Annotated in this window: 19 protein-coding genes; 15 read left to right on the forward strand and 4 right to left on the reverse strand. The window is 50.6% G+C overall.

Annotated features, from left to right (window positions below; genetic code table 11):
- The first annotated feature begins 28 nt into the window (after positions 1-28).
- From tssJ to tssH, 14 genes are all read left to right on the forward strand, one after another.
- Complete coding sequence (tssJ, locus tag Mag101_RS01500) at positions 29-631, forward strand: type VI secretion system lipoprotein TssJ (RefSeq protein WP_232325091.1); 603 nt, start codon at positions 29-31, stop codon at positions 629-631.
- Positions 632-734: 103 nt separating this feature from the next.
- Positions 735-2,036 carry a type VI secretion system baseplate subunit TssK gene (gene tssK / locus Mag101_RS01505; protein ID WP_232325092.1) on the forward strand — a complete coding sequence of 434 codons (1,302 nt, stop codon included), beginning with the start codon at positions 735-737 and terminating at the stop codon, positions 2,034-2,036.
- Between the two features lies 1 nt (position 2,037).
- Positions 2,038-2,910, forward strand: coding sequence for a type IVB secretion system protein IcmH/DotU (icmH, locus tag Mag101_RS01510; RefSeq protein WP_077399811.1), 873 nt, complete (start codon positions 2,038-2,040; stop codon positions 2,908-2,910).
- Positions 2,911-2,925: 15 nt separating this feature from the next.
- Positions 2,926-6,468, forward strand: a complete 3,543-nt coding sequence (gene tssM / locus Mag101_RS01515) for a type VI secretion system membrane subunit TssM (protein WP_077399815.1) — start codon at positions 2,926-2,928, stop codon at positions 6,466-6,468.
- 16 nt (positions 6,469-6,484) lie between these two features.
- A complete protein-coding gene (tagF, locus tag Mag101_RS01520) occupies positions 6,485-7,150 on the forward strand; it encodes a type VI secretion system-associated protein TagF (RefSeq protein ID WP_198040046.1) in 666 nt (221 codons plus the stop codon).
- Positions 7,151-7,482: 332 nt separating this feature from the next.
- Entirely contained in the window at positions 7,483-8,328 is an 846-nt protein-coding gene (locus tag Mag101_RS17745; protein ID WP_157520097.1) for a hypothetical protein, read from the forward strand.
- 68 nt (positions 8,329-8,396) lie between these two features.
- Positions 8,397-9,680, forward strand: coding sequence for a type VI secretion system protein TssA (tssA, locus tag Mag101_RS01525; RefSeq protein ID WP_077399821.1), 1,284 nt, complete (start codon positions 8,397-8,399; stop codon positions 9,678-9,680).
- A 47-nt stretch (positions 9,681-9,727) separates the two neighbouring features.
- A complete protein-coding gene (tssB, locus tag Mag101_RS01530; protein ID WP_077399824.1) occupies positions 9,728-10,246 on the forward strand; it encodes a type VI secretion system contractile sheath small subunit in 519 nt (172 codons plus the stop codon).
- Entirely contained in the window at positions 10,246-11,733 is a 1,488-nt protein-coding gene (gene tssC / locus Mag101_RS01535; protein WP_077399827.1) for a type VI secretion system contractile sheath large subunit, read from the forward strand. The genes tssB and tssC (Mag101_RS01535) overlap by 1 nt, the downstream gene beginning before the upstream one ends.
- 89 nt (positions 11,734-11,822) lie before the next feature.
- Positions 11,823-13,328 carry a type VI secretion system contractile sheath large subunit gene (tssC, locus tag Mag101_RS01540; protein ID WP_157520100.1) on the forward strand — a complete coding sequence of 502 codons (1,506 nt, stop codon included), beginning with the start codon at positions 11,823-11,825 and terminating at the stop codon, positions 13,326-13,328.
- Positions 13,328-13,801, forward strand: coding sequence for a type VI secretion system baseplate subunit TssE (tssE, locus tag Mag101_RS01545; protein ID WP_077399830.1), 474 nt, complete (start codon positions 13,328-13,330; stop codon positions 13,799-13,801). The genes tssC (Mag101_RS01540) and tssE overlap by 1 nt, the downstream gene beginning before the upstream one ends.
- Complete coding sequence (gene tssF / locus Mag101_RS01550; protein WP_077399833.1) at positions 13,801-15,630, forward strand: type VI secretion system baseplate subunit TssF; 1,830 nt, start codon at positions 13,801-13,803, stop codon at positions 15,628-15,630. Before tssE ends, tssF begins: the two co-directional genes overlap by 1 nt.
- Positions 15,594-16,733: a type VI secretion system baseplate subunit TssG gene (tssG, locus tag Mag101_RS01555; RefSeq protein WP_077399836.1), complete on the forward strand. Its 1,140-nt coding sequence runs from the start codon at positions 15,594-15,596 to the stop codon at positions 16,731-16,733. Before tssF ends, tssG begins: the two co-directional genes overlap by 37 nt.
- A gap of 101 nt (positions 16,734-16,834) precedes the next feature.
- A complete protein-coding gene (tssH, locus tag Mag101_RS01560; RefSeq protein WP_077399838.1) occupies positions 16,835-19,519 on the forward strand; it encodes a type VI secretion system ATPase TssH in 2,685 nt (894 codons plus the stop codon).
- A 76-nt stretch (positions 19,520-19,595) separates the two neighbouring features.
- Here the strand turns inward: tssH and Mag101_RS01565 are convergent, their stop codons facing one another.
- The 4 genes from Mag101_RS01565 to Mag101_RS01580 all read right to left on the reverse strand — a co-directional run bounded on the left by Mag101_RS01565 (position 19,596) and on the right by Mag101_RS01580 (position 23,109).
- Entirely contained in the window at positions 19,596-19,889 is a 294-nt protein-coding gene (locus Mag101_RS01565; protein ID WP_077399842.1) for a PAAR domain-containing protein, read from the reverse strand.
- Between the two features lie 69 nt (positions 19,890-19,958).
- Positions 19,959-20,534: a DUF6931 family protein gene (locus Mag101_RS01570; protein ID WP_077399845.1), complete on the reverse strand. Its 576-nt coding sequence runs from the start codon at positions 20,532-20,534 to the stop codon at positions 19,959-19,961.
- Between the two features lie 11 nt (positions 20,535-20,545).
- Positions 20,546-22,450: a type VI secretion system Vgr family protein gene (locus Mag101_RS01575; RefSeq protein ID WP_077399848.1), complete on the reverse strand. Its 1,905-nt coding sequence runs from the start codon at positions 22,448-22,450 to the stop codon at positions 20,546-20,548.
- 170 nt (positions 22,451-22,620) lie between these two features.
- The gene (locus tag Mag101_RS01580) at positions 22,621-23,109 is read right to left on the reverse strand and encodes an Hcp family type VI secretion system effector (RefSeq protein WP_077399851.1); all 489 of its coding nucleotides are present in this window, start codon (positions 23,107-23,109) and stop codon (positions 22,621-22,623) included.
- A 586-nt stretch (positions 23,110-23,695) separates the two neighbouring features.
- Between Mag101_RS01580 and Mag101_RS01585 the strand changes: the two genes are divergently transcribed.
- Positions 23,696-26,314: a bifunctional serine/threonine-protein kinase/formylglycine-generating enzyme family protein gene (locus tag Mag101_RS01585; protein WP_198040047.1), complete on the forward strand. Its 2,619-nt coding sequence runs from the start codon at positions 23,696-23,698 to the stop codon at positions 26,312-26,314.
- The last annotated feature ends 90 nt before the right edge of the window (positions 26,315-26,404 follow it).

Genomic DNA, 26,404 nt, shown 5'->3' on the forward strand with positions numbered 1-26,404 from the left:
TTCTGTAGACCTAAATACGGAGAATATTGTGAAAACTGAACAAATTCTGAAGCTGGTATTGGTCCTTTTGCTAGCGTTAACTCTTGCCGCGTGTCAGACCACTCGTCGAACACTGAATTTTGATACCAGTGTTGCCCTCAACCTGGAAATAGAACAGGACGTAAACCCGGATAATGACGGGCGCGCGTCACCCGTGGTGGTACGAGTTTTTATGTTGGCCGATGACCGCCAGTTTTCTCGCGAAGAGTTCCTGAACTTGTACGAGAACGCAGAATCTCGCCTGGGTAAAGACTTAATTGATACTGTCATTCTGAAAGAATTCGCACCCGGTGAGCAGAGGCTGGAAGAATTGGTTCTCTCTCCTGAGGTCAAATATATAGGCTTGCTCGCTGAGTTTGTTCAGTACCAACGCGCGGAAGCCCTGATGCTATTGCCCATCACCGATCACCGTAAGAACGACTATGCGATAACCCTAGAGGGCACACGTATGTTATCCGCAGAGGCATTGTCAATGCGTAACCGAAATGCCAGTGCGCGGAATAAAAGACGCAGCAATGAAGAGAAGAATGTCACGATTTCCAGTGCAGAGTACGAGCGTCTGCGGGAACTAAAACAGCCGAACAAGCGTTGATTCCTTATCAATCATTGATCTGCCATTCAAGCGAAGCAAGCGCTTCGCGCCGCAACAGGGAATACGTATGTCGGCGAAAAACAAAGTAATCTGGAGCGAAGGTATGTTCCTTCGCCCTCAGCATTTCCAGCAGCAGGACCGCTATCTGGAGCAGGTACTGGAAGCGCGTACCGGTGCCCTCGGTCCATATACATGGGGGCTGATTGAGCTTGCGATTGACAGTGAACCAATGGCAATGGGCAAGTTGTCTCTGTCGCGTATCAGTGCAATTTTCCCCGATGGCACGCCGATGCTGTCGCCGGAGAACGAAAACTTACCGGACGTCTTGGACGTGCCGGTCAATACCCGCGATGAAGTCGTCTACCTGTGTATTCCAATGAAGCGACCCGGCAGCCAGGAATCCGTGCGGGATCAGGAAGATTTTTCCCAAGCGCGCTATCAGGCATTTAATTTCGATGCGCGTAATAGTGCTTCCTCTTCCGGTGAAGCCGCGCGTATTCAGGTAGGCAAGTTGCGCACCTGTCTCAAGTTGGGTAGCGAAGACTTGAGTGGTTATGCCGCAATCGGGATTGCGAGAATCCGCGAGCGGCAGCCGGAGAAGCCTATAGAGCTCGATACAGACTATATCCCGCCTCTATTAAATGCCGATACGTCGGCCGTGATAAAGGCCTACATTGAGGAAGTAAAGGGCTTGCTAGACCATCGAGGTAGCGCTCTTGGCCATCGCCTGAGTGATAGCGGTCGTAGTGGATCTGCTGAAATCGCAGACTACCTGTTACTGCAGGTGGTCAACCGATTTGAGCCGATGCTCAAACAGATCACCGCTCAACCGCGGCTGCATCCCCACACCTTGTTTATCGAATTGTTACAGCTAGCGGGTGAGCTATCCACATTTACCGCTGCTAACAAGCGCCCACCCGAGATCCCGAATTACATGCATGAAAACCTGCAGCAAAGTTTTTCCGGGCTGTATTCGGCGTTACGTCAGTCGTTGTCAACGGTGCTGGAGCAGACAGCAATCCCGATGGATCTGGTCGAGCGCAAGTTCGGAATCTATGTTGCGCCGATTACGGACCCATCGCTGGTAAAAACAGCGAGCTTTGTCCTGGCCGCAAAAGCCGACATGCCGGGGGACTTATTGCGCAGCCGCTTCCCAGGACAAGCAAAGGTTGCACCGGTTGAGGCCATTCGCGAATTGATCTCTGCACAATTGCCGGGACTCAGTGTACGCCCACTGCCGGTTGCACCACGTCAGATTCCGTACCACGCCGGATTTACTTACTTCGAGTTGGAGCGTACCGGAGACCTCTGGCAGGCCATGCAGCGCTCCGGTGGCTTTGCTGTTCATCTCGGGGCGGAGTTTCCCGGATTGGCTATGGAGCTTTGGGCCATAAGGAACAACTGAGATGAGCAATGACACCTATTCCGCACCCGGTGCGGCAGATCGCACCGTCATGGTCCCAACACCAGGCGCCGCGCCGGTACAGGGCGCTCAGCTACGCGCGCAGAACTTTACGGCCGGCGAGCAATCTGCAGACTTGCATATTCGCAACAGCTTGAACCCGCTGATATCAGCAGCATCGAAGTTACTGGGTGCGATCATCAAATTGCGCACCACCATGAACCACAGCAACGTCCCGGACCTCCACAAACGCCTCACTCGGGAGATCCAATCCTTTGAGCGCAACGCAAAGCAGTTGTCATTGCCACAGGAGACGGTACTGACAGCGCGTTACCTCTTGTGCACTGTTGTCGATGAAGTGGTGCTATCTACTCCATGGGGTAGTGCGAGTGGCTGGAGCCAGCATTCGCTATTGAGTTTGTTCCACAAAGAGACGTTCGGTGGTGAAAAATGTTTTCTTATTTTACAGCGTACCTTGGAAACACCAGGATCACATATTGAACTACTGGAATTGTTCTACTTGTGCCTGAGCCTCGGATTCCAGGGAAAGTATCGCTTGGCCTCGCGTGGTTATGAACAGCTGGAACAAATTCGTGACAACCTTTATCGCACCATCGAAAGTCACAGACCGCCGATGGACCGCGACCTGTCACCGCGCTGGCAAGGCTGTGTGCAAAGAAAGACGCGTTTAATTCAATACGTGCCCCTTTGGGTTGTCGCCAGTGTCGTATTCGGCGTGCTAGTGGCAACGTTTAGTGGCTACCGTTGGTGGCTATACCAAAGTGCAACCCCCGTTGCCGCAAAAATTCAGGCGTTGACAGCGGATAACACAAGATCCGCGGAGCGCAAGCCATATCACAACATAGAGCAACAGTAGGGGCTGGAAAGCACAATGAAACGTCTGGCCAATTTCTTTTCAAATAAATGGGTGCTCGGCCTGATTGGGCTGAGCGCACTTTCACTGTTGATCTGGTTCGGTGCAGGGTACATCAAGTTCGGTAGTGATAATGCAACCCTATCCAAGGGGCTGCGCCTGGTGATCATTGTATTTTTGTTTACCATTTGGGTTGTGTGGAACTTAGCGCAATGGCTTGTTGAGCGCCGACAGAACCAAGCGCTGATTGAGAGTATTGAATCTTCAAGAGAAGACCCGGCCAAAGATCCCGATCAAGCACGTAGTGAGGAAGAACTACATGCACTATCGGACCGTTTTCGCGACGCGATGAAAGTGTTGCGCAAAGCTCGCTTTCACTCAGAGCGAGGGCAGGTCTCACTTTACCAGTTACCCTGGTACATCATTATCGGTCCTCCCGGGTCGGGAAAAACTACTGCGCTTGCTAACTCTGGTTTGGAATTTCCGCTGGAGAAGAGTCATGGGAAAGAGGCACTCGGTGGCGTGGGAGGTACTCGAAACTGTGATTGGTGGTTTACCAATGATGCGGTAATGATTGATACGGCAGGTCGGTACACGACACAAGATAGCCACCGCGTGCATGATAATAGTGCCTGGAAGGCGTTTCTCTCACTGCTACAGAAATACCGCCGCCGGCGTCCCATCAATGGTGTGCTTGTGGCCATCAGCCTGCAAGACTTGATGGTGCAGTCGACCGAACAGCGTATGCATCAGGCGAAAACTATCCGCGCACGGGTGAACGAACTGCAGCAACAGCTGGGTATTCGTTTTCCGATTTACCTCACTTTCACCAAGTGCGACCTTGTTGCAGGGTTCAGTGAGTTTTTTGATAACCTTTCGCAAGCCGAGCGCGAGCAAGTCTGGGGAATCAGCTTTCCCGAAGAAAGTAGCCCTGGTGATGGAGCCCCATTGGATGAATTCGCTGGCGAGTTCAGATCGTTGATCGGCCGCCTCAACCAACGTGTTCTGTGGCGAGTTAACCAAGAGCGAAATATCGAAAAACGCGCTTTACTGCAAGGTTTTCCGGCGCGTATGGAGAGCCTACAAAACGTTCTTTCCGATTTCCTGCGTCAGGCATTTAGTTCGAATCGCTACGATACTGTGCCATTGCTGCGAGGCATCTATTTTAGTAGTGGCACGCAAGAGGGTAGTCCGATCGATCGCATGATGGCGTCGGTGAGCGCGGACTTCAATCTAGAGCGCGAGGTCGCTCCGAAATTCCAGGGAGCCGGTAAAAGTTATTTTCTGAATCGATTGCTAAAAGACGTGGTATTTCCTGAAGCTGAGTTGGTCGGAGTAAATCGAAAACTTGAACGCGTGACCCGTTGGTTACGCAGCGCTGTATATGCCGCTTCAGCTGCAGTTTTTGTCGGCGCAATCTTCTTATGGACGGGAAGCCTTGCCCAGAACAAACTGTACATGGGAGAAGTCGCGGACAACATTCGAGACTTTGAAATGCTCCAGTCAGAATTGCTTGGACGACCCGTCTCGCCGATAGTGACCCTACCCCAGCTGGATCATTTGTACACTGCAGCACAGGTTTACCAGAAAGAAGAGCATCCCTGGTTAAATAATCTGGGCCTCTATGATGATCGAGTAGATCGGGCGGCGGACGCGCTGTATCGAGAGCAATTGAACACGCTATTCCTACCTGCTCTACAAACGACAATTGAGCGCGATCTTGTGCAAATGGGTAGTGCTGACCCAGCTCTGGTCTCCACCCTAAAAACTTATCTCATGCTCTTCGACGATGAAAAGCGAGATCTCGATGTGCTACAGACATATTTTGAGGAGGTGTGGACAAAACAACTGAGTGGACAGGCGATAAAGCAGGAGTCATTGCGCGGACATTTACACCGTCTCCTGACCGGTCCTATGCCTACAGGTCGTATGCCAGATGACCGGGTAGTTGCCGGTGCACGTCAACAATTGCGTCGCATACCAGTGCCTCAGCGTCTCTATGGACAACTAAAGCGCAGTGAAATTGGCCAGACCTATATTGATTTGTATAGTGATGTGGGTGGCGATACGCAACAGCTTTTCGGTATCGACTCAACCAGCGCGCGCTTTCAGATTCCGTACTTGTACACCAAAGCAGGATACAAGGAGCTCGATTTCGGCGCAGACTCAGAACTACTGCAGAAACTCGCGCAGGAGCGCTGGATTTATGGAAATGGCGTTGATGGTGAAGACTTCAGCGAGGCCGATAGAGACAAGCTGGGTGACGAAGTCAAACGTATATATCTTGCGGAGTATCAGCAGCGTTGGCGGAATTTTCTCGACGGATTTTCACTGACCCGTTTTAGCTCAACGACGGATGCACTCACGGTGCTATCGAAACTGGCAGACCCGGTGTATTCCCCATTACTTGCTATCGCTGAAATCACGTCAGACAACACCCAATTGACCCAACGCCCTGCAGTGCCGCTGGATGCGAAAGGTGTTCCCTTACCAGTTTCAAGTACCACGCGACGCTTGGGAGCAGCCGCTGTGGCGGGCGCTACAAACGCGCTTACAAACCAGTACACGCCAAACCTCGTCGACGTTCGTTTCGAAGAGTTACATCGCTTGACTAAGAGCGAGAAGGGGCGGCCCGCACGCGTACAGGAATATCTTATCGCTATAGCACAGGTGCATGACTACCTTACGGAAATCGATGGCGGTGTTGATGCGAGCGAAGCTGCGTTCAATAAAGCCAAGGCACGCTTTTCCGGCGCCAGTGATGCGATCAAGCAGTTGCATATCAAGGCCAGCAAGGCTCCTGCACCTTTCGACAACTGGTTGAAGCAGGTCGCGGACAACAGTTGGGCATTGGTCATGGCGAAAGCAAAAGGCCATGTGGACAGAGCCTGGCGAGAACAAGTATATAGCGTCTTCAGCCGGAGCCTGGCTAACCGATTCCCACTACAGAGCCGTAGTGAGCTGGAAGCTCCGGTAATGCTATTCAATGAATACTTTAAGCCCGGGGGGGTGGAGCAGCAGTTTGTAAACGAATACTTGAAGCCATTCATCGATACGCGTAGCTGGAAGCCTCGATCATTGGAAGGACGCAGTCTTGGAATTTCATCAAGCTCACTGACGCAATTGCAGCGCGCCGAAATCATCCGCAAGACGCTCTTTGCTCAAGGGGAAGAAGCGGGTTATGGCTTCCGTATAGAACCCACAAAGCTAGATTCTGGTGTACGGTTGTTCACGCTCGAGCTGGGAAGTCAGCGTGTGCCATATTCCCATGGCCCCCGTACCACAAGTAATCTAGATTGGCGCGGCGGCCAGTCCAATCGGGCGCGCATCATTTTTGAAGACCTTAACCAGACGGTGCATCGCCAGCATTTTGAAGGTGATTGGGCCTGGTATCGCTTACTAGGTAATACGGAAATGCAGCGTGGGCGCAGTAATAACGAATATCTACTTACATTCCGCGAAGAGGGCCGTTCCGCGCAGTTTCGCGTTCGTTCTTCCAGCGCTTATAACCCGTTCGATTGGAACCTGTTGGCAGCATATCGCTGTCCGCAAGTCTTATAGCTAGCGGTAAATGCTGATGTACACCAACGGTATATTTGGAAAGCTGCCCGCACATGGGGATTTTGTTCAGCGAAATTTCCCGGGTAGCTTCCTTACACCCTGGGATGAGTGGCTCCAACGAGCGGTGCACGGGGCTAGAGAAATGATTGGTGAAGGGTGGCTGGATTATTACCTGACCAGTCCGATTTGGCGCTTCGCATTTTCACCAGGGGTTTTGGATGAGCAGGGCTGGGCAGGTGTTCTTGTACCGAGTGTGGATAGTGTAGGGCGCTATTACCCACTCACCTTTGCCGCGTCGCAACCAGAAGACGTGAATATCTTTTCCGTGATGGCGAACCAAAAAACTTGGTACGAAGAACTATCCGATCTTGCGATACAAACGCTAGAGAACATGCTTCTAGTGGACCAAGTTCTAGGAAAATTTCCCGCCGCAACGGCTGGCGGCGCTGCTGAGATTTCCGGTAGCTGTCAGGACGGACTCATAACCGTTAATGGCGCTAAGGAAATAGAACACAGTTATCCGTTCTTGGTTGAAAAAATGCTTAACGGTAATGCGGGCAGCCACAGTCTATGGTGGTGTTCAGGTTCCGAATTTCTCCCGCCGACTACTATGCTGTGTAGTTCTTTACCAGATCCATCGGTCTATTGTGCCATGTTGGGAGCAGGCCATCGCAGCTGGTAGTGCATTGGGTTAGCCTAGCTGACGACACAAATGAAAATTGACCGCCGTACTGCTTGGGTTTTTTGCCAAAAAACTCGCTTCATTTCTGCTTCATTTTTAACTTAGTTGGTATGTCCGTGCCAATAAAAATAACGAATTACAAGTATTAGTGATGTAAGAGATCTTTTTTGATCAGTTTATTTCGATAAAATATTGTATCTACGCGAAGATTAATCGGTACAAATGTACCTGTTATATGCGGCGAAATTGGAATGTTGGTTTATTCGAAATGCGCCAGTTGTATTGTCATCTAACCCCCAATGGATGGTGGGGTTATATTTTTAGGGAAGAAAATGTCTGTGAGAGGTTTTCGTGTCGTATTTACCGGGAATCTTTGTGACGGAATAAGCCGGCGAGAGGGTATCTCGCGTCTGTCGAAAATGCTCGGTCTCGAATTCGACGACATTAATCGCTTGCTCTCCGCCCACAATCCGACAGTGAAGCGCTTTGGAATGAAAGGTGAAGCAGATCGTCTTGTGAAGCTATTTAGAGCTGCGGGTTGGAGTGCAGAAGTTATTCAATCATCCAGCGGATCGACATGCGTAACTTCAGAGGATCAGACACCGCAGTACACCGATTCAACGAAGGTAGTAAAAAACGAAACAAGTCAGATAGCAGCAAGTGACGGCAGCTGTAGCCTGAAGGTTCCTTTTCCGTGGCAACGTCTATGTGGTCTAAACCGACGGGCAATGATTCAGGTAGGCAACTTGAATGAAAATACATTCCATGTGGTTTTATCGCAGCCGGTACAGAGTATTGATTCATCTGCCGCATTGGAAAATTACTGCTGCCGTCAGTTAAGGCAGTGTGTTGAACAAGTTCATTGCGGAGAAATCAGGCGCGCGGTCACATCGCTACGGCGGGCGGGTTTCAAGGGGTTTGTTGGGGAACTGGCTGCTGAAATTGACCAGGTCAGAGTTAGGTACCTGGTCGCCTGCAATAGTGAAGGCGGGCGAGTATTTACGCAGATTGCTTGGTGTGAATCCGAGGACTTCGATAGAAATCGTGAACGGCTCCTTGGCGTTGTCTCAAGCCTGGATGTCGTCAATACGCAAGCGCCGCGTGATGTGAATCTGCGGCCTATGTCGCGGCCTACATCTCGGACCGTATTGCAACATAGGCGCCGTATGCGGGCCTGACCTGTCAATAATCGATAGTGCGCTGCTTTGCAGAGATGCAGCGATAAAGACTAGAAAAAGGAATTTCTATGGCCTTTGCCAGCGTGGTTGATGTTGATGCCCTACTACACGATGTAGCGGGAGATAGTGCTCAAGGAGAGGATATCCGTAACGATCGATCTCCTACATCTGACTATTACACAATCAAAGACGCGCGCAATAATGCCCGTGCCGCCGAGCGCTCGGCCATGTTTGATGAAAGCGATATCGATTTGCTTGCACCCTGGCGCGATGTTGCGGCAACCGCCGAAAAGATCCTGCGTCAAAAAAGCAAAGATCTAGAAGTGGCAAGCTGGTATGCAGAGGCACTAATTCGTCTCCATGGCTTTGCTGGCTTGCGCGATGGAATTTTATTGATCAATGGCCTGATTGAGAAATTCTGGGAAGGTCTGTATCCAGAGCCAGACGAAGATGGCATGGAAACAAAAGTCGCCCCGCTTACCGGTCTAAATGGCGATGGCGCGGACGGCACCTTGCTTTTGCCGATTAGAAGCGCGGAAATTACTCCTCACGGGGATTATGGTGGATTTTCATTCTTCCAATACCAACAGGCCCGGGACGCAGACAAGATTGCAGATCCAGATGGAAAATCTGCGAGGATAGAAACCTTAGGCTACGATATCGGCGAGTTTGAACAGTGTTCAAATAGTGCCGCTCCGCAATGGGCAGACGACCTGGTGGGCACTCTTGAGGAGGCCCTGTCAACCTATAAGAAAATCAATGAGACGTTGCGAGAGCGCTGTGGACATGATGCACCACCTTTCTCGAATATAACCAGTCTCCTGGACGAAGTCTTACGCACAACCCGTTTTATTTATAGTGTGCAGCTTGAGTCGCTGAGTTCGGATCCTGAGGTGACAGAAACCTCGGCGGGTGACGACGTGCAAGAGCCAGGAATGCAGCAAGTCGCCGCGATGATGCAGCAAGTATCTGTGCCCAGCGGTGCTATCACTTCACGTGAAGAGGCTTTGGTGCTACTGGAAAAAGCAGCGCGCTATTTCCGCACTTATGAGCCCCATACACCGTTGGCGCCAGGTCTTGAGAGGTTAATCAGCTGGGGCCGAATGACGGTTGCAGAACTGATGACGGAATTGTTGCCCGACGACCAAGCCCGAGCGATTTATTCGCAGTTGACAGGTGTTCTTCTGGATGGGAGCGACAGTCAGCGGTATGTAGCTCCCCCGAAGGTAAATGCATCCAGTCCCTCCCAGGCAGCCGAGTTATCGGCTGCGCCAATAGCCGACGACAGTGACGGAGGCTGGTCGGATCAGCCGGAAACACCGTCCACCTCGTCCGCCGAACCCAGTTGGTAGACCCAAGAAAATCATCACCATCCCCGAATTGAGGAAAGGAGAGCCCGATGTCCGAGAGTATTCATAACAAACTGAAGCGTGTGCGTAAGCCGCGGGTACATATCACTTATGACGTGGAAACGAATGGTGCGGAGGTAAAAAAAGAGCTGCCTTTCGTGACAGGAGTGATGGGGGATTACTCCGGTGACAACACCGAAAATCGTCGTCCATTGAAAGAGCGAAAATTTGTTCAGATCGACCGCGACAACTTCAATGATGTGATGACCAAGGTCAATCCAAAGCTCAATCTGCAAGTGGAAAATACGCTTGCAGATGACGGTAGCAAGATGGCCGTGGATCTTGATTTCAATCACATGGATGATTTCACTCCCGAACAAATTGTTGATCAGGTAGAACCGCTGAAGCAACTTCTTGAAGCTCGCAGTAAATTGCGCGATCTGTTGAGCAAGGCTGACCGCTCGGAAGAATTGGAGAAGGTGCTCGAGGATATTCTCAAGAGCACGGAAAATGTAAGTGCAATTTCGGAACAGTTAGGGCTTGGTGAAGATAAGGGAGAGGACGCGTAATGAGTACCGAAGTTGAAAATGTAGCGGAACAGGAAGCAGAAGAGCAGTCGGTTAACCTACTTGAACAGGCAATCAGCGCGACCAAGCAGACCCAGCCCGATGAGGCGCAGGATTTGATTGCCAACCTGACCACTCAGGCGCTGCAGGGTACGTTGACTTGGGATCGTAATTTGACCCAAACCATAAACAAGGCTGTCGAGGCAATCGACCAGGCAATGTCGCGTCAACTGTCCGCAATTTTGCACGACCAAAAGTTCCAGAAATTGGAGGGATCCTGGCGTGGACTAAACCACCTGGTTATGAATTCGGAAACCGGTGCGACGCTTAAAATTCGCATGATGAACCTCTCCAAGCGCGAGTTGTTCCGCGACCTGGACAAGGCGGTGGAGTTTGATCAGAGCCAGACCTTCAAGAAGATTTATGAGGAGGAGTTTGGTACCGCAGGTGGTGAGCCTTTTGGCTGCATGATTGGTGATTTCGAATTCACCAGTCATCCGGAAGATATCGAGCTGCTCAGTAAGATGTCGAACGTCGCTGCAGCGGGGTTCTGCCCGTTTATCTCCGCTGCCGGTGCTGGCATGTTCGGCTTCAATGATTTTACCGAACTTTCCAAGCCCCGTGACCTTGGTGGTATCTTCGAATCTGGCGAGTATATCAAGTGGCGTAGCTTCCGCGACAGTGACGATTCTCGCTTCGTGACATTGGTTATGCCGCGTACACTTGCGCGGACCCCCTATGGTGCGAATACCAAGCCAGTGGAGTCATTCAATTTTGAAGAGTTTGAAGTCGATGAGTCTGGTGTTTCCAAGCCCGCGGAGCACGATCAGTACTGCTGGATGAATGCCTCCTACGTCATGGGCACAACCATGACTCAGGCATTTGCAGAGAACTCCTGGTGCACAGCCATTCGCGGTGCCGAAGGCGGCGGTAAAGTGGAAGGCCTCCCCACCCACGTCTTCAAAAGTGATGACGGTGACCTCGATCAGAAGTGTCCCACTGAGATAGGGATTACTGATCGCCGTGAAGCAGAGCTCAGTGCACAGGGCTTTTTGCCCCTGTGTCACTATAAGAACACCGATTACTCTGTGTTCTTTGGTTCCCAAAGTGCGCAGAAACCTAAGGCATTTGATAATCCTGATGCGACTGCCAATGCATCTATCTCCGCGCGATTGCCCTATCTGATGGCGACCTCCCGTATTGCGCATTATCTCAAGGTGATGGCACGGGATAAAGTGGGATCCTTTATGGAGGCCGGTGATTGCGAACGTTGGCTAAACAAGTGGATTTCGCAATACACCAATTCGAACCCTGAAGCGAGCGCGGAAATGAAGGCCAAGTATCCGCTCGCAGAAGCCCGTGTCGAGGTGAAGGAGATACCTGGACAGCCTGGCTGCTACAGTGCGGTGGCCTACCTTAAGCCGTGGCTGCAAATGGAAGAACTCACGACTTCCATGCGCATGGTTGCCAATATTCCGTCCGCGGGTTAAGGGTTATGGGGCCGGTAACGGCCCCAAACACTCTGCTCCGAGATTGCGCTCAATGCCATTTCTGACCCAAGGACTTCGGGAGTTCTATCTTGCCTGCCGTTTCTAACAGTTCATATTGTGACAGTGATGTATCGAGTAACGATATATCCAGCGCGAATTGGCTGCGGGCATTTCTTGAAGAGCCCGATGATTTGCGTGCTTTTGAATTTTTGGTTAGTGCCAAGAACGATAGCGAGGCAACGTACGGCAGCTGCGCTCGTCAGTGGATAAGCGGTTTGGTTGGTGAGCTGGATACATTAGTCAGCGAGCAGCTTAACAAGATTATCCATACTCCAAAGTTTCAGCGTCTAGAGGCGAGCTGGCGCGGACTATTTCTTCTGGTCCAGGAGGCACCTAGTGCTGACAATATCAGAATAAAGCTCCTCGACTTGAGTTGGCGCGATTTGGCGCGTGATATAGAGCGCGCACCTGATTTTGATCAGTCTGGTTTTTTTCATCTCATTTACAACGAAGAATTTGGAACACCTGGTGGTGAGCCCTACGGTCTACTTCTTGGTGATTACTACATTTCCCACCGACCATATGAGGGGCACCCCTACGACGATGTCTTTACCCTAAAAGGGATAGCGCATACAGCAGCGGCCGCATTTGCGCCTTTCGTCTGTAGTGCGGCGCCCCAACTCTTTGGTGTGGATCACTACAACGATCTCGCCAAGCCGATGGACTACAATGAAATTTTCCGCGAAAAACACTATATCCGCTGGAATAGCTTACGCGAGCTTGAAGATAGCCGGTTTATCGGGATTACCTTACCGCAAGTACTGATGCGAGAACCGTACACAAAGGGCTTTACCAGGTACAAAGGGCTGCGCTTTCAGGAGCAGGTTACGGGCACCGATAGCGGAAAGTACCTGTGGGGGAACAGCGTATTTTCTCTTGGGACAGTCCTAATGCGCGAATTCGACGAAGTGGGTTGGTTTTCTCATATTCGCGGGGTGGCTAGGGATCACCTCGGCGGCGGCCTGGTTACCCAGCTACCTGCGCTGGGGTATCACATAGATAGCACCCCCCAGTTTAAGAGGATGTCGACCTCCATTCTAATTACCGATTTTGTGGAGCGAGAACTCAGCGATCTTGGCTTTATTAGCCTTAGTCATTGCTACGATACGCCGTACAGTGCCTTTAACAGTGTCCCTTCGCTACAGAAAATAAAACAGTATCGCTCAAAGGCTGCTCAGGCGAATGCGCGAATTAGCGGCATGCTACAACAGATACTGTGTGCATCCCGCTTTGCGCATTACATAAAAGTGATGATTCGGGACAAAGTTGGAGCCTATATCAATGCGGCCGACTGCGAGCGCCAGTTACAGCACTGGATGGATCGCTATACCACAGGCCGTGAAGACCTCTCCTGGGAAATGCTTGCGCGATACCCTCTGCGGGAAGCGCGGGTAAGAGTTGTCGATGAACCGGGAAAAGTGGGGAGTTACCAGAGTGTTATCCACCTGAAAACGCACTACACAGTAGACCACCTGGTGTCGGAACTAAAGCTCACTACGGCATTATCACAAATTGGTGTAGGGGCAACGAACTAATGGCCCGGGAAAAGCGTCTTATCGCACCGTTGTTGGATCGGCTTTTGGAGTCATCGGGCCAGATTGACTTGCAGCGTCCGCATCAGGTCTTGCGACAGTTGCGAGAAGGTGTAAGGCGTGATCTCGAATACCTGTTTAACACACGTTATCGCTGTATCTCCCCGCCTGAGGCACATCAAAACCTGGAAGGCTCAAATATCGATTTTGGCCTCCCGGACCTGTCTACCATCAACCTGACATCGGCGGATAGCCGCACTCGATTCTGCCGTGATATTGAACAAACGATTCTTGAGTTTGAGCCACGAATACGCTCAGTAAAAGTATCCACGCAAGAAAAGGTTGATGTAGAGGACCCCAGCATACGCTTCCGTGTAGAAGCTGTTCTGCATGTAAACCCAGCGTCCGAAGTCATTGTTTTTGACTCAACGCTTAATCCAGTCACTCAACTCGTAGATGTTTCGGAGATTCTATAATGAGTGAAAAACTGATTGATCTTTATGAGCGCGAGTTGGCCTTCGTACAGCAGAGCGCGGGCGAGTTCGCGCGCTTGCACCCAGCTGCCGCGTCCCGCCTGCAGCTCGATGCGGAAACCGTAGATGATCCGCTAGTTGGTCGACTGTTGTCTGGCTTCGCGTATATGAATGCCCGGGTACAGCAGAAGTTAAGCGATGACTTTCCTGAACTCACCGACGCGATTTTGGAAACCTTATATCCACACTACCTGCGACCAATACCGTCTTGTGCGATTGTGCAATTTGAGCCTGAAGTGGACCTTGATGGGGTTGTGCGACTCGAATCAAATCTTATGCTCGAGTCACAAAGCTTCCAGGGGCAGACGTGTCGTTTTCGCAGCTGCTATCCCGTCGATGTTGCTCCATTCAAAGTAGAGTCTGCTAGCCTGATGGCACGGCCATTTATCGCACCCGCATGCAATGATATTCAAGGCGCCAATGGAGTTCTAAAGCTGTCCCTCAAGACTCTTAGCAGTGAGGTGAACTTTTCCGATCTTTCCCTGAACAAATTGCGATTTTATCTGCGCGGTTTACCAAGCCATATTTGTGAGCTCTATGACCTTTTGCTGACCAAGTGCGTAAAAGTGGTTGTTGCAACCAGTGAAGGTGACGCGGCGCCGGTTGTTTTGGATCCGGAGTGCGTTCAACAAGTCGGGCTTGGCAGCAATGAGGGCATACTTCCCTATCCGGATACCGCATTCTTGGGTTATCGGTTGTTGACTGAATATTTCTCCTTTCCCGAAAAATTTCAGTTTATCGATATCGCCGAGATTGAGGAGGCCGTAGATGCCCGATATGGCGACACGTTGAATCTGTATTTCTATCTCTCAGAAACTCATGAAGAGCTTGAAAAGCAGATAAACCCGGATATGTTCGCACTCGGATGTACACCGGTGGTCAACCTGTTCTCCCAGAGTGCGGACCCAATTCCTGTGGACTATCGCCAATACCAGTATCACGTGGTGCCGGATGTTCGCCGCGGCGATGGGCTCGAGGTCTATTCAGTCGACCAGGTGAATGGCACAGACACGGGCGGTAATATGACACGCTATCGTCCCTTCTACGGTTTACAGCATAGCCAATCAGGTAGTATGCAGAATGCATTCTGGTACGCACGTCGTCGCGAGATAACGGAAGGCGAGCACGGTAATGAACAGGCATCGGAAGTAGATATCAGCCTGGTGGACCTAGGTTTCCAGCCGCTCGAGGCGACAGGTCAGACACTGGATCTCAAACTTACTTGTAGTAATCGCAACTTGCCAAAGAAACTGCCTACCGGTAATGCACAGCCGTATCTATCGATTGTTGACGGCGATGCACCCGCGCAGCGTATTTGCTGTGTGGTTCCACCTACAGAAACGCTACGTCCTCCCCGCCGCGCCCGTGGTTACTGGCGCCTGGTTTCCCATCTCAATTTGAATCATCTCTCTCTCAGTGGTGAAGGTGGAACGGAAGCCTTTAAGGAAATCTTGCGTTTATACGACTTTCGTAATTCCGGAAGCACCCGGAACCTCATTGAGGCATTGCTCAAGCTTGAGACGCGCCCGATCACTGCGCCGATCCAGATCGATGGCAGTGTAGTACTTTGCCGAGGAACGGAAGTTACTGTTGTGTTGGATTCGATGATGATCAAAGGCACAAGTGCACTGTTACTCGCAAGCGTGATAGAGCGTTTTCTGGGATTGTACTGTTCGATTAATTCATTTACCCGGTTGATCGCAAAGTTGAGCGGCCGAGATGGAGAGCTGAAGCGATGGCCACCACGGGCAGGCGACAAAGCGCTAGTGTAATCGCACAACTCCAGGCATCACCGTACCAGTTTGAATTCTTTCAGGCGGTACGTCTACTGGAGTCCACCATACTCACTCCTGGAGACAGTTCGCCCTATGCGAATAGCCGCCTTGGCAGCGCGACCCAACCTTGCAACGAACTTGTTCGGTTTAAATCGCAAACCTCACTGGCTTTCGTTAGTGCAGATGTACTTAGCTTGCAGAAATCCGAAGATAACTGCACCGCTGATACGAGTGAGGGCGGCACCAATAGATGGGAAATGGAAGTCGGATTCTCCGGACTGGCCGGCAGTCAGGGTGTTCTCCCATATTTCATGACCGAAGTTGTACAACAGGAGTTAAAGGAAAAAAATTCTGCGCTAAAGGATTTTCTAGACCTATTTAATCATCGGCATATCTCTCTGCTATATCGCGCATGGCAAAAATATCAGTTGCCGGTGAACTATGAACAATCACATTTACGCTTGGAAAAAGAGACAGATCTCTTTACACAAGTACTTGCTTCCATTGCTGGAATGGGAACCAGTGAGCTCCGTTACCGATTGCCGGTACCGGATGATGCAGTGTTTGGGCTTGCGGGACACCTCGGCCGGCAACAGTGCTCTGCGACTGGTCTCGCACAGATGGTCAGGCAGTTTTTCGGGCTTACAGTTTCCATCGATCAATTTCAGGGGCAGTGGGATGAACTGCCCACAGATGTATTGACCCGTCTGCCTTGCACGGTAAAACCAAAGGGAGTGAACAACCGCCTGGGCATGGATACCATTATTGGGACTCACTGTTTCCAGGCACAAAACAAGTTCCGCGTGGTTATTGAGCCGATGGGCTATGACGATCACATGGCTATGGCGCCGGGTGGACGCAAATTGGAAGCATTGAAAGCATTTGTACAGCTTTGCGCTGGTGTAGAAATGGACTTTGAGATATCGGCGACCCTGGTTACTGATCAAGTTGAACCGGTACAGCTTTGCCACCAGGGCGCGACGAAGCCCCTACTCGGTTGGAATACACATATGTCTTGCGAGCAAAAATGTGGTGACCAGGTATATATCAGTTTGAGTGCGGATCAAATGTCACCAGATGAGGCGTTACCGTCGGCATAAGTCAAGTTGGGATAAGCAAGCGGACCAAATGCCCATCAACTACAACATGGAAGCCATCGAAATTTGTCTCGATGTGCAGCATATAAAAGGGAATCTTTTCTATGATCAATATCGATCTCAAGCGCCTCGTAGAAACCATGACACCGCATATGCGGGAGTCTCTGGAGGGCGCGGCAGGAATTTGCCTGGCACAAAACCAATACAACGTGGAAATCGAGCATTGGCTACTGAAACTTTTGGATAAGTCTGATACAGACTTGTTTCACTTGCTAGAAAAGCATGACATTAATCCGTCTCACTTTGCCAAGGAACTTGCGAGGTCTGTTGCCGCATTCAAAGCGGGTAGCAGTCGTCCACCAGCGCTTTCGCCCGGGATTGTGGAAGCCGGCAAGAATTGCTGGATGCTGGCTTCAATTGATTTCGGCCATCGTTTGGTTAGTTCTGGTCACTTGCTAGCGGCCTTGTTGTTGGACGAGACCTCTCGCCGCCAGATATTCGATAGTACGCCCGTTTTACGGACTATTGCTCCGGAGTCAATTCGCGAAACCGCACGTGTCATGTTTGGACAGACGGCGGAATCACACCACTTGACGTCCAGCGAAGCGAGCGAAGGTTCAGCGGCTGCAGCGGTCGTGGCCAGTAACGCTCCCGCGTTGGACAAATACACGGTAAATCTGACAGAACGGGCGCGCAACGGGGAGATTGATCCGGTATTGGGGCGCGACGAGGAGATTCGCCAGTGCGTCGATATTCTTACTCGCCGTCGCCAGAATAACCCCATTCTCACGGGAGAAGCGGGGGTCGGGAAAACGGCAGTTGTGGAAGGGTTTGCCCTGCGCATTGCTAACGGTGATGTTCCGGATCCTTTGCGGGATGTTACGGTGCGTACTCTCGATTTAGGGTTGTTACAGGCTGGAGCGAGCGTCAAAGGTGAGTTCGAAAATCGCCTGAAGTCTGTTATCGAGGAAGTACGGGGATCAGCCACCCCGATAATTTTATTTATTGATGAAGCCCACACCATGATTGGTGCCGGTGGCAAGGAAGGGCAGGGGGACGCGGCCAATCTGCTTAAACCTGCGCTCGCGCGTGGCGAGTTGCGGACAATTGCCGCAACAACCTGGGCTGAATACAAAAAATATTTCGAGCGTGATCCAGCGCTGACTCGCCGGTTTCAGGTCGTCAAGGTCGAAGAGCCGGATGAGGAAAAAGCAATCGACATGATGCGTGGAATATCCCCTAGCCTCGAATCACATCATCGTGTGCGCGTTCTCGATGAGGCCATCGTCGCCTCCGTAAAGCTTTCCCACCGATACATACCCGGTCGCCAGCTACCGGATAAGTCCGTGAGTCTCCTGGATACTGCGTGTGCGCGTGTCGCACTGAGTCTGTCGGCCACGCCTGGTCCCATCGAAGATGTACAGCGAATTATTACTGGCCGCACACAGACGATGGAAAAACTGCGCCGTGAGAATGCCGCTACAGGCGCTCACGAAGATACGCTTGTTACGCTACAAGCCGAAAAAGAAGATGCAGAAATTCGTTTGGAGAAACTTCGCGCGCAGTATCAGCAGGAGACCGCGCTTATCGATCAGATTCGCGACTTGCGCGACCAGATTGATGAGCTATTCAGGGTTACGCAAAATGCCGAATCGGCTGACATTACAGAGGGGGCAGGTATCAAGGATAAGTCACAATTGGTTGACCTGAAGCAGCAACTTCTGGGCTTGAATGAAGAGCTGCAGCAGATCCAGGGTGATTCCCCTTTGATGCAACCGACTGTGGATGAGCAAGCAATTGCTGCGGTGGTCGCCAATTGGACCGGTATTCCCGTCGGCAAAATGGTATCGGATGAAATCCTCGCCGTTCAGGGCCTCGCTGGTTTACTCAATAAGCGGGTGATTGGTCAGCCGCACGCTCTGGAAGCCGTAGCTCAGGCAATTCGGATGTCCCGTGCCGGTCTCACCGATCCTCGCAAGCCTGTGGGTGTATTCTTATTTTGTGGTACCAGCGGTGTCGGTAAAACGGAAACGGCGCTTGCCTTGGCAGACACATTATTTGGTGGCGAGCAGAACATAACAACAATTAACATGTCGGAGTTCAAGGAGGAGCACAAGGTATCAATGCTGCTCGGTTCGCCTCCGGGCTATGTGGGCTATGGCGAAGGGGGTGTGCTGACCGAAGCTGCTCGGCGTAAACCCTACTCCGTGATACTGCTGGATGAAATGGAGAAAGCGCATCCAGGGGTACAGGATATTTTCTATAACCTGTTTGACAAGGCCACGATCAAAGACGGTGAAGGGCGGGATATCGATTTCAAGAATACCGTGATCATCATGACTTCAAATGCGGGCGAAGATGCGATTCGAGCTATCTTTGACCAGGTGGAGGATAAACCGGAACCTGAGGTACTACTTGATAATATTCGGCCGCAGTTATTGAAAAAATTTAAACCGGCATTTCTCGGGCGTACCAATGTCATTGCTTATTATCCACTCGATGATGAAGATCTGGTTGAGATTTGTAAAATCAACATGCACCGCATAAGCAAGCGGGTCAAAGAGCATTACGGCGCAGAGTTTACTTATGAACCCGATGTACTAATTAACATTGTTGCACGCTGTCAGGAAGCAGACACTGGTGCGCGGAACATTGAAATCATTCTTAACCGGTCGATACTGCCGTCGTTGGCCAGTGAATGTCTCGATCGAATGGCCCGTGGTGAGGAAATCCACACGGTACATATTGGCGCGGGAGAGGGTGGCGGCTTTACCTACCAGTTAGGCTAGTTGGCTATAAAAAAGGCCGCGAATTTCGCGGCCTTTTTTCTGGCTTGGTTGTACCGATGTAGATCACCGGCCGCGGTTAGCCCCCAACCAGAACCGTCGGGTATCCGATAATTATTTTACCACCGTGGGCGGTACTGTCGCCCATTCGAGCGGCCGGCTTATTTGAAATCAATACGGTAGTGCTGCCCATTACGATGGAATCAGGCGGACCGACACATGTACAGGTACTTCCGGCAGTTGCTGCAGGAATATTTCCAATTAATACGGTTGGCCCACCTGGTGACACTATAGGGCCACCAACATGCGGCACTGTACCGGTTACCATTGGACACACGTGCATATCCGTGATGCGTGAGGCGGGTTTACCCATGAGTTACTCTTCTTATGACTTAGCTGGTAGTAAAATTTACCGCGTGTAGAGTTGGTTGATCATCACAACTTACTCGGATTTACCACTGCCGCCACGTGCGAGGTTAAGGCCCTGGTGCAAAAATCGCTTAAATGCGCCGGAGGGTGTCACCGGGTCGCTGAGTACCGCGGCGAGGGAGACACTGCCGGCAACCGCATGTGCATAGAGGTGCGAGGGAGGTTCAATTACCGGATCATTCGGCCCCGCAAGGCTACCGTGACACCAAGATGCTGCTGTAGCTGCCCAGCTTGCAGGACTTTTATGCTTCGTTACTTCACCCATCTGTTTGCAGATCAAGCGGCGCTCTTCAGATGGGCTTTTTACCCAGTTTTCAGCTGCAACTAGCGCCTTCACATTGTTTTCGTCTGTTTCAGGGCTGTGTATATCGCGGGCACTCAAGCACGCCCACCAAACAGCTTCACGTTTGGGTAGACCCGCTGCAAGTAGCTTTACCGCGTCTCCAAAGCAGCATGCATCCATCAAGCGGAGAATACTCACCTCAGGGGCGGTATCTCCCACCAAATGCGGTTGCCCCTCTTCACTGATCTCTATATGCGCGAGTAGCTCGTCAGCGGTCGTTGCCTCAACTTTCACAAGATCTGTCATTGTGGTATCCGTCAGTTAATCTTGGTGATGCCACCGTTAAGAGTAAGCATGCCACTGGCTTTCAACTCAGCAGTAGCGTCGCCCTTACACGACAGCATTACGCCTTTGATTTCGATACCAGTCTGTTTGATTGAAATGCTATTGCCGCCGACTTTCAGGTCGATTGACGTATTTGAGGTTATCTTGATTGCACCCATCACATCGATGGTTTGTTTCCCGGTCTTGACACTGAGGGACTGGTTTCCACTTTTAAGCGTAACCGATTGATTACCCTTAATATCTACCGTCTGATTACCCTTGGAAAGCGTTATACTTTCGTTGCCCTCTGCAATGGTAACGGAACGGTTCTTCTTGATTTCTAGTGACTGATTGTTGTCGATCATTCCGGTTTGGTCATTGTGGATCATATAGTTGTGATCCTTACCGGCTTCCATGTAGATTTCTTCGCTATTTTTCTTGTCGTCGAAGCGAAGTTCATTGAATTTGCTACCCGAAATCTGGGTTTTCCACCCACTTTGCGTTGCTGTGTACTGGGGCCCAGGGTTGTCTGTATTAAATACTGCGCCTGTCACCAGTGGACGGTCTGGATTCCCATTTATGTAACTCACAACGACTTCCTGGCCGACGCGAGGAACAAAGCTCGCGCCCCAGTTTTTACCAGAGAACGACTGCATTACGCGGATCCAGCAACTATTCTGCTTGGAATTCCAGGGAAACTGCACTTTAAGCTGGGTATATCTATCTTCTGAGCCAGAGCTTTCCGTGGCCTTCACTTCCTGAACCTTCGCTACCTGTGGATGGAGAATCTTGTGTGGCGAAGTTGGGCTCTGGGGACGTGGCATTACTTTGTCGGGAATACATTTGAAAGCGTTGTGAAAGGTGGATTCATCACTGTTACTGTCAGAAGCGGTTAGTCTAAGCGAGGTGACTAAATACGTACCTTTTTCTGTTTTGAGCGTGTGTGCCAGGTCAAATCGGCCACCCGCAGCAAGCTCGCCGCAGTCGCTGGTCCCATGCGCTGAATCAAAACCTGCTTCTAACGATTCCACGGTTCGCTCGGTTATTGTCTTGTGATGGCTGTCCTGAAATAGGTGGGTCCCATCATTCTTGCCCTCGAAATGATTGCGGCCATATACACTCTGGGTGTATGTATCAACGCTATTAAGCTTGCTAGTGGTGCTTACATTCTGCACATTATCTTTGGCTGGGGTGTATTCGTTGTAATCTTTAAATTCGAAACCGCCCCCATGATAGTTAAATTCTCTACGCCAACTATGTACCGAGTACTTGTTCGGTTGTGTCCCGCCACCGTCGTACTCGAGTGCTTCTCCACGGCAGTCATAGAAGTGCTTATGATCATCACAGATGACCATTTCATGATTATTGCTGGTCTGAAGGAAGTAGTAGGCAATGCCTTCTTCCGCCATAAGGCGAGTGACGAACTGGTAATCGCTCTCATTAAACTGAACGCAGTATTCTCGCTTCAGGTAGTTTGAACTGAGATTCTCAGTAAATTTTACAACTCCTGAATATTCCTTTAGTACTTCCTCAATAATCGTAATGACCGATTTGTTTTCGAAAATTCTATTTTTTCCGGCCAGATGGGTAAACCATAGCCCTGGTTGAATTGTTGCCGTGTACTCACGAAGTCCTTCGCTGTTTACATCGTGCATCGAAAAGTTGGTAACAAATCCCTCTATATGTTTTTCTGCATCGCCATTATGTATTGATATAAAAAATGGCTTGCCAACAATCATATTTTGGGTGATGTCATGCTTGTCGGAAAGTAAGCGCAATTGATAGCAGTAGAGTGCGGATATGTGCTCTTCCCCTGAAATCGACGTTGCGATAAATATATCTTTTCCGATCGGACACTGTGTCCGAATCATTCGTTTATCTTGACTGAGTCCAGGCATGTAAGTACCAAATCCGTTTGGATTCCAGACTTCGGATCAAGTCCAGGATTTCCGTGTCCTACGCAGTGCGCACAAATTTACTAAAACCAATAAATATGAATCTAACATAGCGAAAAGCCGAGCCCCGCAGAGTCGCCTGCGAAGCCCGGCTAATATGCAGTGCGAGAGTTTTACAGCGGTGTGGCTGTAGTGAGATCGTAACCAACACGCATGTTTTTCGGATTCTTGTTGGTTTTATCTGCGTGGTTGAGGTCTGCCTCGATTTTGGCAAAACTCAGAGAAATAGATTCCATGGGTGCACCGCCGGCAGACGCGGCAATGCTGTATGAAGAAATGAGTACATCCTCAAGTGAATAAACTGCAAACTTCTCAACCGAATTTGCACCAGTTTGGACAACGTGAATTTCGACCTTTACACCTTCATCCCCAGTAACGGAGGTTTTGAATAGGCCACCGGATGCTGCATCAATACGCTTGGTAACGGTCACTTCACTGAGGCTTGGGCGGGTCGCTTCGCGGTTTGCCACAGCACCAGCTTCCATGGTGATTCCACGGCCTACGCCAAAGTTGAAACTGTCAACTTCAATCCAGTCTTCATAGCCTTTTGCGGTCACGTTACCGGCCGGGGTTTTGTTATTGAAGTTCATGTAGATAGCCATGCTAAATCCTTTTGTTTGATTTCTATGGGTGGTTAATCCTTTGCCACCGCGACCGCGGAAGTTCAGGGTGCCATATTGGGGGGCGAGAAGAATTTAAGCAGACGAAATGGCGAAAAAAAACTGATTTTTATAATTATTAAATCGACTCTGGCACTAATTCTAAACTACAAGAATCCGGGTTAAGCATTTAAATACTGAATAGAAAAATGACTCTGGCACGAATTAATATCAACATATGCCCGGACAGCTCTTTTGTTCGGTCTTTTTCATTGTGGCGAAATTTTGGAACGATTGTACCAAGAGCTATTTCTCTTGGCGCAAAAATGGTACGCAAGTATAAATTCGAAGAATAAATATTCAAAAAATAGTGCTGTAAGAAAATGTAATCCAATGGTTAGTGTGAATTGGCGCTAATTAATTGTTGCCTAAGTTGGCGTTCGATATACTCCGCGACCTTCTAGTATGTTCTCACGGGGCAGTCAGCGAAGTCGTGTGTAACTGAATGTTTTAATTCTGGAAGCCTTACGCTCACTAGTACCTTCTCGGCGATTGGATGCGCCGGTAAAATTGCGCCAGGGAGATGGTTGTGAATGACAAGACCCGCATAGTAAAAAAGGCGGCAGAGAATCTTTCTGCTTGCGGTGATTCTGATGTGACTGTATTCGTTGGCAATGACAATACCGGTGCCAATGATCATCCCCAAGTGAACCATAATCCCGGGCTTGAGAGGGCTATCCCCGGGCAATCTTCCAGTGTGCAAACCAGCTCATCGTCGTTGGTTGAAAGTGCTGGCTCCAAAAGTTTTGATGCCACTCGTGTCGTAGATGGATTGGCCACTAGTGATGGTTTACCCCGTCCACATGAAGCGGTCCATTTCGAGCCCTCTAGTTCCCGCGAAGGCGCAGTCACCAAGACAGTAATCAAAGGCCGGTTTGAGCTTGATAAGTTGCTCGGAGTCGGTGGTATGGGCGCGGTCTACAAAGCTCTTGATCGCCGCAAACTTGAGGCGAGCGACAGCGACCCGTATGTGGCGATCAAGCTGCTGAACGAAGACTTTCAGCAGCACCCTGATGCATTTATTTCCTTGCAGCGTGAAGCGCGAAAGTCTCAAACCTTGGCACACCCGAATATTGTTACGGTGTATGACTTCGACAGGGAAGGTGACCGTGTCTTTATGACAATGGAGTTCCTTGAAGGGGCTCCTCTCGATCAGCTCTTGCGTAAAAGCGCTGGAGTCGGTGTGGGTAAAGAAAAGGCAGCATTGCTACTTAAGGATGTATCTAACGCCTTGATTTACGCACACTCTCATCGAATTGTGCATTCGGACTTTAAGCCTGGAAATATCTTTGTCACGGAGAAGAAGGGTGCAAAGGTTATTGATTTCGGCATTGCGCGTGCTGTCTCTGAAGGCGGTGTGGCGAGTAAGGCGGGAGAAAAAACCGTATTTGACGCGGGAACCCTGGGCGCGCTGACTCCGGCGTATGCAAGTCTGGAGATGCTCAAGGGTGGCGAGCCGCAGCCGAGTGATGATGTTTTCGCGCTCGGTTGTGTCGCTTATGAACTTTTTAGTGGGCGCCATCCATACGATAAGGTTCCCGCCGATAAAGCTTTTGAGAAGAAGCTCAAACCGAAGCGCATTAAAACACTTAGTCGGCGTCAATGGCGCGCTTTGGATTCGGCGCTTGCACTGCGTCGGCAAGAGCGTACGGACTCGGTTGAGCGTTTTGTCCAAGGTTTTTTTGGGAAAACCGGTTGGAAGTGGGCTTTTGGTAGTTTGTTTGCAGCAACTCTAATTGCTGGTGGTATGGGATATACACACCTCGAAAAAGAAAATGCGGAAGAGCAGCGGCGTGTAAAGGTAGAGCTGGAAGAAAAGCTTCAAAACGAATTAGTTCAGCGCCGCATCGCTGACAAAAAAGAAACCATCGGTCGCCTTTTAGAGCTCAGTGTTCTAAATCAGGCCTGGGAGCGGGATCTACGTATAGAGCTTCAGGAATATTCCGCACTTAATCCTAGCGATGCAGCTTTTGCAGAATCGACTAAGCGTAGTGTCTCGGACCTGTTTATCGCCGCGGCCACTGGTCAGCTTAACCTGGGTAATCTCGAGCCCGCTGAGCGGATGCTGTCACGTGCTGTCCAGTGGAATGAGGGGGTTCCGGGCGCTGAGGAAATTCGCAGTCAGCTTGAGACGGAGAGGGAGGCTTTGCGGGTGAGGTTGGAGCAGGAGCGGATAGCGGCTGAGCGCGAAGCTGAGCGGATGAGGCGCGAGGTCGCTCGTGCAGCGCAGTTGAGAGTTGCGCAAGAAAAGCAGAAAAAAATCAATCTTGTGATTGATGATCTTGAGTCAATGTTGAAGTGTGATTTCAACATTAGCGTAGACCGCATCGGCTACGCGCTCAGTGCTCTACAGCAAGTTGATGCGACGAAAGCGAAATTACTGCGTCCAGTAATTGGCGAAGAGCTTGCGGGCTGTTTTGACAAGCTGGCATTGCGAAATCCCACGAATACACAACCCCTACTGGATAGCGCAAGGAACTTACTCCCGCAAGATGCATTGCTGGCTGATCTTGATATTGACTACTGTGCCCATCTAGCCCCCGGTAGCGGTGGTCGCGGAGATCGATATTCCTGTGCAGATTCACTTGTGTCGGGTGGCCTTGGACCCGAGATGGTCGTGGTGAATGGTGGAGCGGGCCGTCCGCTTGCGGTTGGTAAGTATGAAGTCAGTGCTGGTGAAATTTCGCAATTTTGTCGTGTTACTGGCGATTGTTCTTCTACCGAAGAAGAGAATGTCCCCTTACCCGCTCGGAATCTGAGTCTTGCGCAGGCGCAAGCCTACATCCATTGGCTGAATGGGGAGACTGGGCGTGAGTACCGTCTACCCAGTGAGCGTGAGTGGTTTGCGGCGGCGAGCGCGAACGGACAGCCAGAAGTCGCAGACAGAAACTGCTACTTACGCTATGGCGGAGTTGAGAAAGGGGTGGAACTTGTTGCCGTGCGATCAGGTAGTGCAAATCCATTCGGCATTGTCAATGCAGTAGGTAATGTTCAGGAGTGGGTCTTTGATGTGGACAACAATCTTCTGGCGGCCGGTGGTAGTCGGCAAGATCCAATGAGCCGTTGCTTGGCCACGTCGAAGATATTCCATGACGGATCCGCGGACGGATTGACTGGTTTTCGGCTCGTACGTGATTTAGTTCGTTAGGGTGCGTGCGTAGAGATCAGGTGAATAAGGTCTAGCGCCAACGACAGACTATTTGGCTCATGGAGTATGACCGCGAGGGATCCCGCGGAA

Origin of the sequence: Microbulbifer agarilyticus (assembly GCF_001999945.1) — a bacterium.
Lineage (GTDB): Bacteria > Pseudomonadota > Gammaproteobacteria > Pseudomonadales > Cellvibrionaceae > Microbulbifer > Microbulbifer agarilyticus_A.

What these genes read in the sequence shown, in the direction of transcription:
- tssK (WP_232325092.1), top strand. Translation starts at nt 735, where the DNA reads ATGTTCCTTCGCCCTCAGCATTTCCAGCAGCAGGACCGCTATCTGGAG.
- icmH (WP_077399811.1), top strand. Translation starts at nt 2,038, where the DNA reads ATGAGCAATGACACCTATTCCGCACCCGGTGCGGCAGATCGCACCGTC.
- tssM (WP_077399815.1), top strand. Translation starts at nt 2,926, where the DNA reads ATGAAACGTCTGGCCAATTTCTTTTCAAATAAATGGGTGCTCGGCCTG.
- tagF (WP_198040046.1), top strand. Translation starts at nt 6,485, where the DNA reads ATGTACACCAACGGTATATTTGGAAAGCTGCCCGCACATGGGGATTTT.
- Mag101_RS17745 (WP_157520097.1), top strand. Translation starts at nt 7,483, where the DNA reads ATGTCTGTGAGAGGTTTTCGTGTCGTATTTACCGGGAATCTTTGTGAC.
- tssA (WP_077399821.1), top strand. Translation starts at nt 8,397, where the DNA reads ATGGCCTTTGCCAGCGTGGTTGATGTTGATGCCCTACTACACGATGTA.
- tssB (WP_077399824.1), top strand. Translation starts at nt 9,728, where the DNA reads ATGTCCGAGAGTATTCATAACAAACTGAAGCGTGTGCGTAAGCCGCGG.
- tssC (WP_077399827.1), top strand. Translation starts at nt 10,246, where the DNA reads ATGAGTACCGAAGTTGAAAATGTAGCGGAACAGGAAGCAGAAGAGCAG.
- tssE (WP_077399830.1), top strand. Translation starts at nt 13,328, where the DNA reads ATGGCCCGGGAAAAGCGTCTTATCGCACCGTTGTTGGATCGGCTTTTG.
- tssF (WP_077399833.1), top strand. Translation starts at nt 13,801, where the DNA reads ATGAGTGAAAAACTGATTGATCTTTATGAGCGCGAGTTGGCCTTCGTA.
- tssG (WP_077399836.1), top strand. Translation starts at nt 15,594, where the DNA reads ATGGCCACCACGGGCAGGCGACAAAGCGCTAGTGTAATCGCACAACTC.
- tssH (WP_077399838.1), top strand. Translation starts at nt 16,835, where the DNA reads ATGATCAATATCGATCTCAAGCGCCTCGTAGAAACCATGACACCGCAT.
- Mag101_RS01565 (WP_077399842.1), bottom strand. Translation starts at nt 19,889, where the DNA reads ATGGGTAAACCCGCCTCACGCATCACGGATATGCACGTGTGTCCAATG.
- Mag101_RS01570 (WP_077399845.1), bottom strand. Translation starts at nt 20,534, where the DNA reads ATGACAGATCTTGTGAAAGTTGAGGCAACGACCGCTGACGAGCTACTC.
- Mag101_RS01575 (WP_077399848.1), bottom strand. Translation starts at nt 22,450, where the DNA reads ATGCCTGGACTCAGTCAAGATAAACGAATGATTCGGACACAGTGTCCG.
- Mag101_RS01580 (WP_077399851.1), bottom strand. Translation starts at nt 23,109, where the DNA reads ATGGCTATCTACATGAACTTCAATAACAAAACCCCGGCCGGTAACGTG.